The following is a 13,353-nucleotide window of genomic DNA, read 5'->3' on the forward strand; positions in this document are numbered from 1 at the left end:
ATGGAGGAGATCAACTTTCCGCCCTGGGCTGCGGAACTCCTGAAGTACACGCTGGGCGTCACTCCCCTCACCACCAGGGAGAACCTCGCGTTCGACAGCCGTGTCGTCTACACCGATCTCGCGAGCCGGCTCCGCCGCTTCCGGGACATGCTCAACACCCATGTGCAGGAGGCCTCGCGGGCCCTCCCGCCGGGCGTCGCCGATCCGTACGTGGAGGCCCTCTCCCTCCTCACCGGCAACAACGGGAGCGGCGTCGACTACCTGGAGATGTTCGCCAAGAGCCTCGACGACGCGGCCGACGGCCAGGTCGGCATCTCCCAGAACGTCCAGCAGGCCAAGTGGGAGATCCTCGCCGAATGCATCATGTTCCTCGCGGAGATGGCGTTCCTGACGGCGATGGCGTTCTTCACCGGCGGGACGTCCCTGACCCAGGCGTGGCTGCTGCGGGCCCGGACCACCCTGACGATCCTGATGATCATCGACCGGCTGACCCGGCTCACCCATATCGGGCCCAGCCTGGTCGAGGGCATCCAAGAAGCCATGATCACCCTCGGGGTCAACCTCTTCCAGATGGGGCTCAACCCGGACGACCGCCGGCTCAAGAACGTCGACTGGCTCGCCGTCGTCAAGTCGTTCGCGTTCGGCGCCATCGCGGGCGGCGTCATCAGTGTGTTCTCGACGCTGGGGAACTTCTTCAAGAACGTCGGCGCCAGGTTCTTCAAGACCGACCTCCCCCGCGACCTCGGCAAGTTCGACGTGAACCTGCCCACCCCCGGCGGCGGCCCGAACAGCAGGTTCGACATCAGGAACGCGCCCGGCTGGGCGGTGGACGTGGGCATCAGCGGCGCGGCCGAGGGCCTCGGCGAGGGGGTCGCGGAGACGCTCTTCAACGGCTTCGAGGGCCAGTGGGCCTTCGACTGGGGGACGGTGCTGTACGGGACGACCAGCGGGGCCATCGGCGACGTGGTCGCCGGGGGGCTCGCCGGCGGGGCGCTGGCGCTGCGGGCCAAGTTCTTCCCGCCGAACATCCCGCCGGGCGGGGTGAACGACGAGAACACGTTCCGCAACAACATGGACAACGGCTGGAGCGGCGACCGGACCCGGAACGGCTCCGACGGCGGCGTAGACCAGGTCAACGGTGTCAACGGGGCCGGATCGGGCTTCGGTTCCGGCGCCGGCTCGGTGCCGCCGGCGAACGCGGGACAGCTTCCCGACGGGGCCACGGGCGGCTCGCGCACCACTCCGCCGGTGCTCACGCCGCTGCCGACACCGGTCCCGCCGACGCAGGCGCCGCCCGTTCAGACCCCGCCGGTCGCCGTGCCGACGAGCGGCGGCGGCTCGGCGAACAACGGCTTCACGGAGCGGACCGACCGCACCGACGGCTCGAACGGCTCGAACGGATCCGACGGCTCGTCGTCGTCCGTCCGCCCGGACCGCACCTCCGCCACCGACGGGCTCCCGAACCGGACCACCACCCCCGTCGGCCTCAACAGCTCCCTCCCGCTCCAGACCACCGGCGGGCTGCCCTCCTCGGCCCTGAACACCGCCGGCGCCTCGCGGTCCGTCCTGTCCACCGGGGTCTCGCCGTTCCGCCCGGAGAGTGCGTTCGTCGAGGCGTACGAGGACGGGTCGAGCGGCGTGCCCAACGCGTCCGGCACGCCCCTGGCCCACACGTCGGCCGTCACGCCCGCCACCACCCCGGGCGCCATCCCCACCAGCGGCCAGACCCCCACCGGATGGGACAGCAACCGCGCCCAGACCGACCCGGCGCAACGCGACGCCTGGCAGGACGAGTTCGACGCCGAGAAGACCCCGGCGGACGTTCCCGCCGTCACCCCTGCCACCACGCCCGCCACCACCCCGCACAGCCCCGCCACCGGCCAGCCAGCCACCGGAGTGGACACCAACCGCAGCCAGACCGACCCGGCGCAGCGCGACAACGGGCAGGACCGGACCGACGGCGAGCCCGGGGCCGAGTCCGAGTCCGAGTCCGAGTCCGACGTCGAGAACACCTTTGCCGACGCCCCGGCCGTCGCACCCGCCGTCACCCCTGCCACTCTCCCGAGCAGCTCCGCCGCCGGCCACAACCCGCCCGGTTGGGACAGCGCCCGCGCCCAGGCCGACGCGGTGCGACGCGACCACGCCTGGCAGCAGCCCGACGCAGAAGGCGCCACCGCCGACACCCCGGCGGACGTCCCCTCGGCAGTGGCGCCCGAGCAGCACGGCTCCGCCTCCTTCGAGGTGCGGCGCTTCGTCTTCGAGGGGCAGCCGGTCACGGACCTGACCATCGAGGTGGCGTTCGTCTCCGGCGGCACCGGGGCCACCGACGGCACCATGACCGACGCCGAGCGGGACACCGCGTGGTCGAACCTGGTCGACGGCGTGGACGCGCTGTTCCACACCCCCGCGATCCAGTTGCCCGACGGCGACCTGCTGCACGTCACGCTCGTACCGGCCGTCGTCGCCCCGTACCTCACGGTGGATCTCGCCGCGACGCCCGCCGAGCTGGCCCGCCAACTCGCCCAGCGGGCCGGGCTGGACCCGCGCAGCCCGGCGTCGATCGCCGGGGCGATCGGGGCCCTCCCGGCGCTCGCCCCCGCGCCGGCGCCGGAGCCGGGCCCCGCGCGGCCCATGCCCACCGCGTCGGGGGCCCTGCCCGCGACCGGGGCGCCTGCGGGTGCGGGTGGGGCGCCTGCGGCGGGCCTTCACCCCACCCCGCCCCTTCCCGAAACGGTGGGCTCCGCCCCCCGGCCCCCGGTACGCCCTTCGGGCGTGCCCTCAAACGCCGGGCAGGCTGAAAAACCAGCCCCTCCGGCGTTTGAGGAGCGGGGTCCGGGGCTGGCCCCGCCACGCGGCGGAGCCGCACGTGTCACTTCGGGAAGGGGCGGGGTGGGGGACAAGCCCGCCGCAGGCGCACCCACCCGCACCGTGACGGAGCCGCACACCTACAGCGACGGCGCCCCGGGCCCCTCCGGCTCGCGCGCGATGAACCGGATCCTGGCCGGAGCCACCCCCGTCACCCCGGCCCCGGCCCCCGCCGGCCCCCTCTCCCCCGCCCTCGCCGCCGCTTCCGCCGCCGAGCTGAAGGTGCTGTCCGACCTCCAGGCCCCGTACCCCGGGCCCGGGATGGACCTGGACACCTTGGCCCGTTCCCTCCTGCACCTGACCACGACCACCCCCGTGAACGATGCCATCCGGGCGGAGCTGTTCGCGCTGGTACGGGACGCCGTGGAGCAGGGCCGGGCGACCAGCCTCGTCGCGCTGGCCGTCCACCACTTCCGTACTACCGGAAGCGCCACCACCGACCGGCCGATCTCCCTCGACGGCGCCGAGCAGCCGGGCCGCAACTGGACGGACCTGCCCGACGTCGACCTCGACATCACCCAGGTGGTGAACCGGCCGACGGGGCAGCCCCCCGTGGAGAAGAAAGCCCCGTGGAAGAAGACCCCCCTGACCCTGCTGGGAACCGTGGGCGGGCCGACCGGGGTCAGGGTGCCGTGGCCCGGCGGGGGACATCGATGGATGGGGCTCTCGGAGGTCGCCGAGTACCTCGCCGTGCTGGCGGAGGGGCTGCCCCCCGACGTGGACATCCTGCTGGCCTGGCCAGGTGCCGGGGACCTCGGTCTCCTCCTGCCGCGTCTGGTGGCACGCCTTACCAAGAGGACCGTCTGGGTGAACAGCGGCCCCCTCTCGGTGGAGCCGCTGCCCGACGCCACCGCCGGGCAGCCCGGCCGCCCCGTCCTGACCGCTCTCAGCGCGCCCGGGCATCCGATCGGCGACTGGTTCCCCGTCCACCCCGACGAACTGCTCGACCCCGACCCGGACGACGTGCCCGAGCCGTGGGAGGCCAACTGGGCGACCCGCACCATCGTCTCGGAGGACCACCAGCGCCATGGCATGGCCTCCCTCTCAACGGCCCACAACGACCTGGAGAGCAGATACGACTTTCTGCGCCATCTGCCGGACTTCGTGGCGAGGTACCGGTGGAACCCCGCGACCCGCGCGCTGACGGGCCCTGCGGGACCTTTGCCGACGGACGTGGACTACTCCGTGTGGGGTCACGGCGGTCCCGGCACAGCCACGGCGGCGCAGACCGACGGCAGCGATGTCGTCGTACCCATCGCGAACTACGCCCGTGGCCTGCGCCGGCGGCCCAGCGTGCGCAGGCTCAGGGAGATCAGCGCGGCGGAGGTCGCCCAGGGCAAGCCGCCCCGGAAGATGTTCGTCGGCCTCTGCTACACCGGCGCCGGCACGGACCTGCCCACAACGTGGGAGTGGTCTCAGTACGGCGCCCCCGTTCCGTTCGTCCTCGACCGGTTGGAGACCGTCTCCGGGAGCCAGGTCGTGGCGAACATCCTGGACCTCAGGATCGACTCCAACGGCAACCGGGCCAGCATGCTGTCGCGCCTCGACAACGGCGACTACGTCACCGCCGACGCGACCGACGTGCGGGGCCGGCCGGGGGAGCGGCGGACGAGCTGGCCGGAGCCGACGGACGCCGAACTCGCCGACCGGGCCCGGATCGCCGGGCTGCACACCGGCCCCGACCCGGTCCAGGACACCGACCTGAACGCCACGCTGCGCCTGGTCCGGGCGCTGCGCGAGATCTACGGCGACGACGTCGACACCAACGCCGTCTATCCGAGAGCGCTGGCGGCGATCGGTGCCGTGGAGCTGATGCGGCGGGCCGATCTCGAACTGGCCGCCGCCGCGCCGCACTTCACCATGGAGCTGCTGGAACGGGTGGTACGCGCCAATGTCGGGCTCCGGACGGGGACCGTGCCTTCCGCCCTGACGACGGGCGACTTCCGGCACGCCCTGGGCCGGGCCCTCGGCACCCGGCAGCGGGCGGCAGCGGCGGCAGCGGCGGCGGGGGTCGCACCGCCGCCGGATATCAAGCTCTCCGCCTTCGTGCCCCTGCCCCTGGTGATGGACGTCGTGCGGCAGCGCGGCAACCCCGACGAGATCCAGGTCCGGTCGGTGCTGGGCCTGGACCCGAACACCGTGCCCGAGCTCACGAGCGTCCACCTCTCGCAGTACTTCTGGACCCAGGTCCGGACCGAGGAGGTGTACGAACGCCAGCCGGACCGGCCCGCCTTCGAGGCCCGGATCCTGCACCTCGCGCAGCCCGACCCCCAGCACTCCGAAGCCGCACGCTGGGTGGTGGCCAGGGCGCTGGCCACCGGCCGCGACGCGTACAACGTCGACGCGCTCGCCGCCGCCCACCTGGAGTCCCTGGGCCTGCTCGGGGCGGACACCCTGATCACCGGCAGTGGCACGGCGGGCGGCCGGAACCACACCGGGCCGGGCCCGGACGGACAGGACCTCGCCCACCGGGTGGACCTGGACACGTGGCTGGTGCCGTCGGCCCCCGGGTCCGCCGACCGCAAGGCCGTGGACACCCCGTGGGGTCCGACGGCGCTGCTGGCCACCGCGGAGGCCCTGGGCAACGGGCGGGTGGGGATCCGGCAGCCCGGCGGACCCCTGTACGACGTGTCCGAGGACGAGTACGCCGAGATGCTGGCCCGCGACATCGAGATCTTCCGCCGGCCCCTGGACGTGCCGCTGGTGCTGGGGATCTCGGGCGCCGGCCTGCGCAACCCGGACCTGGCACCCAAGCTGATGGCCGTGCTGGGCCGCGAGATCTGGTTCACGCACGACTCGTTCGACCTGCTCCGTGACCGGCCGAACGGCCCGTCCCGGATCGACACGACGCCCATGACCGCCTCGACCTGGACCCGACTGGACCCGAAGGTCGGGCAGAATCCCTCCAGCACCGTCCATCCCTACACCTTGTCGGCGCCGGCCGAAGGCCCGGCGAAGGGCCCGGCGAAGGGCCCGGCCACGAGCGCGGCCGAAACCCCGGCCGTAGACCCGGCCGTGGGCACCGCCCGCCCGAACACCCTGCCCCTGATCCTGGCCCGGGCGACCCGGGCCGACGCCGCAACCCCCGCACCCCCCGCACCGTCCGGACCCGTGACGTCCAGACCCGTGACCTTCGCCCCGCCCCGGGGCTCCCGGCGCCGGTCATCCCGCCCCCCGGCACCGGCACCCGCCCCGGCCGCCGACCCCGTACTGGAACTCCTCGCCGTGCTCTGGGCCCAGGAGGCGGTGCGCGGCCGGGGCCCCTGGAACCCGGCCGCCCTGGCCGCCGTGGCCCGCCGGGTGCTGCACCTGCCCGCCGACGCCCCCGTGAACGCCGCCGTGCGGGCGCGGCTGTCCGCCCTCGTACAGAACGCCGTGGCACAGGGCCGGGACAACAACCTCGCCGCGCTGGGCGCCCACCATGTCCGTACCGCCGGGGCCGGCACCGTCCTGTCGCTCAACAACGGCACCGGGGCCGGCGTGAACTGGAGCAGCATCACCACCGGCGACCTCGACACCCGCATGGTGGCCCGACGGCAGGCCGACGGCCTGCTGACGGTCGGCCCCGCCCCGTGGACGGGCACGCCCTTGGTGGCGCTGAGCGACGAGGGTGACTCCACCCACGTCAAGGTGCCCTGGCCCCGCAACGCCCGGCGGAACATGCCGATCGAGGAGGCCATCGAGTACCTCGTCGTCGAGGCGCGAGCGCTGCCCGCCGACGTGGAGATCGTGCTGGCCTGGCCCAACTCCGGGGACCTGGGCCTGGCGGCGGCCGAGCTGCTGTCCTGGCTCAGCAACCGGACGGTGTGGTCGCACAGCGGTCCGCTCGGTGTGCTGGCCGACCGGACGACCCGCCGCCGGTTCCTGACCGCGATGGCGCTGACCGACAACCCGATAGGCGACTGGGTCCGCAGCCTGCCGACCGACTACCGCGCCCCGGACCCGGCGAACCCGCCGCAGTGGTGGGAGCGGCTGTGGCGCACCCGCACCCTCGTTGACACCGACCACGAGCGGCACGGCCGGTCGGCGTTCCATCTCACCGAGCTCGGTCTCCACCATCGTATGAAGAACTACCGCCTCTTCCGGGAGAACCCGACCCAGGTCCACTACAACCCGGCGACCTCGCAACTGGTGGGCGGGTCCCAGCCGCTCACATGGGTGGACTACGCCTTCTTCGCACACGGTGCCCCGGGGCTCATCAGCGTCCCCCTGACCGACGGCAGGACCGTCCAGCTCCCCGGACCGCAGTTCATCGACGGACTCGTCCGGCGGAACAGCGTGATCGCCCTCATCGAGCGGAACGCGGCCGCCGTCGCCATGGGCCTCCCACGGCTCAGGATGTACTTCGGCGCCTGCTTCGGCAGCGCCGTCTCCGACCTGCCCCACCATTGGACCCAGAGCGCGGCTCCTCCGCCGTTCACCCTCGACCCGCTGTCGGGCATCTCCAACGCGCAGTACCTGGCGAACAAGTCTGACCTGATCATTGCCAACGGGGGCGACCGGATGTCCGCCGTCCTCAACAGGCCGGGCCAGACCCTGCTCGCGGGGTTCACCGACGTGCAGGATCGGCACAACAGTGCCCCGGACCTCCATCCATGGCCGACCTGGGAGGAGTTGGACGCCCATGCCCGGACAGCGGGGCTGCACCGGGACCCGGGGCCGGCCTCCGCCGCCGACCGGGCGGAGACGCTCCGGCTGGAGCGGGCGCTGCGCGAGATCTTCGGGCAGGACACCTACCTGAACCCCCAGTACCCGGCCATGCTGGCGGCGATCGGCTCCCTGGAACGGATGCGGCGCGCGGACCTCGTTCTGGCCCCGGTCGCCCCGCACTTCACCATGGACCTGCTGGAACACGTCACCAGGGCGCACAAGGCCGCGTCGGGCGCCGCGCCCGGCCCCCTCACGGCGCAGGACGTGCAGGCGATGCTGAACCACGCGGCGTGGCGGCTCTGGCAGCAGCCGGGCCTGCCCGTCTCCGGGTTCGTGGACATCACGGACGTGATGGCGCTCGCCACGCGGCTGCACCCGCCCGGCTCGACCGACGACGACCTGCGCACGGTGCTGAGCCTCGACCCGGCGGACAGGGTGGAGACCCTCCACCGGTCCCAGTACTTCTGGGTCCAGGTCAGGACCGAGGAGGTGTACGCCGGCCAGCCCGACCGGGGCGCCTTCGAGTCCCGGATGCTGCACCGGCCGCAGCCCACCCCCGACCGGCCGGATCCGACCTGGTCCGCCCGGGCCTGGACGCTGACGGCCAGGGCCGTGGCCACGGGGCACCACCTGTACGGCGTCCACGCGCTGGCCAGTCACTTCCTCCACTCCATCGGGTTCATGAGCGCCCGCAGCGGAATCCTCGCCACACCGACGGTGGGGGGCGGGCGGAACTTCGCCGGCACGTCCCTCCCCCACGGGGTCGACGCCACCGTGGTCAAGGTCGCGCCCGGCACCATGGCCTGGGCCCCGTGGCACATCGCCGGCAGCACCGAACCCGCGCTGGTCGTCACCGGAGAGGCCCTGGGCAACGAGCTGGTGCGGATACGCCTCCCGGGCCGCCCGGCGCTCACGGTGCCCGAGGACGAACTCGTCGAGCTGCTCGCCCGCGACAAGGTCATCTTCGGTAAATCGCTGAAGGCGCCGCTGGTGCTGGCGATCTCCTGGGTCGGCGTCCTCAACCCGGACCTGCCGGCGAAGGCGTTCGACAGGCTGGGCCGGCCGGTGCTGTTCACCGACCACGAGGTCGTCTGGGACGGCCGCGGCGGCAAGGGCCCGGCGGTCATCGACGTGACGGCACCCGGCGCCGATGCCTGGCGCAAGCTCGCGCATCCGGACACCCCGGAGAGCCTGCCGACGAACGCCTCGGCGGCTTCGGACACGGTGTCCGCCGCGCCGGCGGCTCCGGGCACGGTGTCCGCCGCACCGCCGGCTTCGGACACGGTGGCCGCCGCACCGCCGGCTTCGGGCACGGTGGCCGCCGCACCGGCCTCTCCGGACACGGTGTCGCCCGCACCGTCGGCTCCGGGCACGGTGTCCACCGCACCGCCGCGGTCGACGGTCCACCCGTCCGCCACCGGGCCGGCCAGCGATGCCACGGCTGTCACGGACAGCGGTCCCGCCGACCCCACCGGCCCCGACGCCCTCGTGCCGGCCGACGCGACCGCCGTACACCCGCAGCCGATGACGCCCCCGACCGCCCCCGGCCCGTTGGACACCGTCGGGCTGCTGAACCTGATCAACCAGCTGGCCACCATCGCGCGTTGGGCGGGCCCGGACGCGCTGGACTGCCTGCCGCTGCTGCGGTCGCTGCGCAACGCCCTGTTCCCGAAGGGCGTACGCCCCGCCCGGAGCCTGGACAAGTCCGTCCTGCTCCAGGACCCGGCCGAATCCTCCCTGGCCCCCGGCCAGGCATGGCAGCAGGCCGGCCACTGGGACCGCGTGCTCGACGTTCTCCGCGCGCAGGACCCCGGCTCCGTCGTGCTGATCCTCGCCCGCCGCCCCGGCGACCAGCAAGGACAGGCCTGGGCCGCCTACCAGCCGCTGACCGCCGACGGCCGGGGGAAGGCCGAGCCCGTCTGGATCGAACTCCAGGCGCCCGACGGGCAGTGGCTCACCACCGCGCCCGGCCTGTCGGCGGCGGATGCCCGGATCGTCGTCCTCGACGCCACCGGCCAGGTCGTCGAGAACCCGCAACCGGCGTTCACCCCGTCCACCTCCACCGCCCACAGCATCCTCGACCTCAACCCCTCCGCCCGCCGCGACTACGGGGCCATCGGCAGCCCGCCGGACCCGTCCGACGCGTCCGACCCGAACAGCCTGAGCGGGATCCTGGCCGGGGCGACCCTCGCCGCAGGCTCGGACCTGGAGTCGGACTCGGACCTGGAGTCGGGCTCGGAGTCGAACTCGGACTCGGACTCGGACTCGGCCGCCGACGATTCGGCCCCCGGCCTCGACGCCGACGTCCGCACGGTCCTGGACCGGCTCTGGTCTCAGGACCCGGAGCACGGCCAACCCCCCCTGGACGTCGCCGTGGTGGCCCGCCAGGTGCTCCATCTGCCCGCCGACGCCGAGGTGGACGACGCCGTACGGGCCGAACTGACCACGCTCGTACGGGACGCCGAAACCCAGGGCCGCGCCCACAACCTGGCCGCGCTGGGCGCCCACCACTTCCGTACCACCGGAGATGAGACCACCGGCCGCCCGATCACGCTCAACGGGACCGAGGGACCCGGCCGCAACTGGACCGACCTGCCCGACCTCGACCTCGACACCACCCGGATCGTGGACCCGCCCGGCGGACCCACCACCCCGCCGACCAAGGCCCCCTGGGACGGAGTCCTCCTGACCCTGGCCGCCTCCTCGGGCGGCCCGGACCACGTGGACGTGCCCTGGCCCGGCGGCGGACACCGCCCCATGACCATGGCCGAGGTCGCCGAATACCTCCTCGTCGAACTGGAAAACCGGCCCGACGTCACGGACATCCTGCTCGCCTGGCCCAACTCCGGCGACGGCGGACTCCTCCCCGTACGCCAGGCAGCACACCGACTCGGCAAGACCCTCTGGGTCAACAGCGGCCCCGTGGCACCACGCCCCGCACCGGCCGACACAGGCACAGACACCACCGCCGGGCAGGCCGCCGGCCGCCTCGTCCTGACCTCCTACAGCGAACCCGGAAACCTGATCGGCGACTGGTTCCCCGTCCACCCCGACGAACTCCTCGACTCCGAATCCGACTCCGGCTCCGAATCCGACCCGGACGACGTACCCGAGCCGTGGGAGGCCAGGTGGGCGACCCGCACCATCGTCTCCACCGACCACCGGAGCGGCGGCCGGACGTCCTTCCCGCCGGACGAGCCCGGCCTGGAGAACAGGTACCACCACTACCGCCATCTGCGGGACTTCAAGGGGACGTTCCACGTCAACCCCGTGACCGGCCACGTGGTCGGCCGACTGAGCCCCCCGTCGAAGGCCAAGTACTTCTACGACGGTCACGGCAGCGCCGAGGGCATCGACGTGGCGCTGGACGACGGCAGCGTCATCACCGTGCCCGCGAAGAGCTTTGCCGGGGCCCTGTCACGGCGGCCCAGCGTGCGCTCACTCACCAAGGAGAGCGAAGCACGCGTCGCCCGGGGCGAAACGCCGCTGGAGATGTCCATCGGACCCTGCCGCGCCGACGCCGCCTCTGACCTGCCCCATGAGGTGGACGGGGACGCCGCTCCCGATCCGTTCGTCCTCGACCGGTTGGAGACCGTCTCCCCGACCCAGCACGCGGCGAACCGGACCCGTCTGATCATGGACTCCATCGGCGACCGGCCCACCACGACCATGCAGATCGGCAACGACTACCTGCACGGCCTGCTGACCGATGTGCGGGGCCGGCCGGGGCGGCGGCAGAAGCGCTGGCCCGAGCCGAAGCCGGCCGAACTCGCACACCGGGCCCGGATCGCCAGGCTGCACACCGACCCCGGTCCGGTCTCCCCTGCGAACCGGGACGCCGCGCTGCGCCTGACCCGGGCACTGCGCGACGTCTTCGGGCAGGACATCGACAGCAAGACCGGATACAGGACGCTGCTGGCCGAGATCGGTGCCCTGGAGCTGATGCGGCGTGCGGACCTCGACCTGTCCCGGGCCGCCCCGCACTTCACCATGGAGCTGCTGGAACGGGTCGTGCGCGCCGACCACCAGGTCCGGACGAACACCGCACCGACCGCCCTGACAACAGCGGACTACCGGCACGCCCTGACGCGCGCCCTCGCCACCCAGCGGCAGGCGGCAGCGGACGCGGCGGCGGCAGTGGCGGCGGGACTCGCACCCCCACCGGCTCCGAAGCTCTCCCACTTCGCGCCCATGCCCCTGGTCATGCAGGTCGCGCGGCAGCTCGGCAGCCCCAGCAACCGCCATGTCCTGTCGGTACTGAGCATGGATCCGAGCGGTGCCCCCGCGCTGTCGAGCACCCAGCGCTCGAAGTACTTCTGGACCCAGGTCCGGACCCAGGAGGTGTACGAACGTCAGCCGGACGTGCCCGCCTTCGAGGCCCGCATCCTGCACCTCGCCCAACCCGACCCCTCCGCATCCGGCCGCGCACGCTGGGCGGTGGCCAAGGCCCTGGCAGCTGGCCGCGACCCGTACAACATCGACGCGATCGCCGCCGCCCACCTGGAGTTCGAAGGCCTGCTCCGGGACAGCACCCTGATCACCGGCGAGGGCACGGCGGGCGGCCGGGACCACGCCGGGCCGGACCAGGCCCGCGAGGTGAATCTGGACAAGTGGCTGGTGCCGTCCACCACCCCCGGATCCCCGGCCCCCACCCTCGTGGACACGCCGTGGGGGTCGGCGCTGCTGGCCACCGCGGAGGCGCTGGGCAACGGACGGCTGCGGGTCCGGCAGCCGGGCGGGCCCTGGTACGAGGTGTCAGAGGAGGAGTACGTCGAACTGCTGGCCCGCGACCCCGAGATCTACGGCGAGGAGCTGGACGTTCCCCTGGTGCTGGGCATCCCGGAGCTCGGCCTGCGCAATCCGGCGCTGCCGGGGAAGGTGCTGGCCGGGCTGGGCCGCCCGGTCGTGTTCACGGACGGGCCGCTCGACCTCACCCGCGACGAGCCGGACGACCCGTACTCCCCGTTCCGGATCGACACCACCTCGGCGACCGCCGGGGGCTGGCGGGAGCTGCGCCCCGGGACCGGGGCGAACCCGGTCACGACCGTCATCACCCACGGGCCGGCGGGGGCCGGGGCGGGGATCGGGGCGGTGCGGGTGGCGCCTGCGGCGGGCCTTCACCCCACCCCGCCCCTTCCCGAAACCGGGGCTCCGCCCCAGACCCCGGTACGCCCTTCGGGCGTGCCCTCAAACGCCGGGCAGGCTGAAAAACGTCCCCCCCGCCCCGGCCCCGTCACGTCCGCCCCCGTCACGTCCGCCCCACCCCACCCCACCCCCGACCCCCTGCCCGCCGTCCTTCAGAACCTCTGGTCCCAAGACCCGCTCCACGGCCAGGGCCCCCTGGATCCGGACGCCCTGACCAGCCGGGTCCTGCATCTGCCCCCGGACGCCGAGGTGACCGACGCGGACCGGGCCGAGCTGATCGCGCTCGTACGGGACGCCATCGCCCAGGGCAGCGCCACCAGCCTCGCCGCGCTGGGCGCCCACCACCTCCGTACCGCCAAGCTCCCCGTCCTGTCGCTCAACGGCGGCACCGGCACCGGCCTGAACTGGGGCTCCACCACCAAGGACGTCTCCACCTACCTGGTGGGGAGTGAGCAGCTCGACGGCACGGTCACGTACGCCCGGGCCCCGTGGACGGTCACGCCGTTGATGGCGCTGGGCGATCGCGGTGACCACAGGAGCGTCCAGGTGCCCTGGCCCGGCGGCGGCCGGCGGACCGTGCCGATCGAGGACGTCATCGAGTACCTCGTCGTCGAGGCGAAGAAGCTGGCCCCCGGCGTGTCGCTCGCGGTGGCCTGGCCCCACTCCGGCGACCTGGGCCTGGAATTCGTCGAA

1 protein-coding gene (running past one end of the window) is annotated in these 13,353 nt (G+C 73.5%); it reads left to right on the plus strand.

The genetic code is table 11. The features are described from left to right. On the plus strand, nt 1–13,353 hold the beginning of the coding sequence (locus OG562_RS33825) for a lonely Cys domain-containing protein (protein WP_266404792.1). 31,065 nt of this gene lie beyond the right edge of the window; only the first 13,353 of its 44,418 coding nucleotides appear in the window; the start codon lies at nt 1–3; its stop codon lies beyond the right edge, outside the window.

Source organism: Streptomyces sp. NBC_01275, from assembly GCF_026340655.1.
GTDB lineage: Bacteria > Actinomycetota > Actinomycetes > Streptomycetales > Streptomycetaceae > Streptomyces.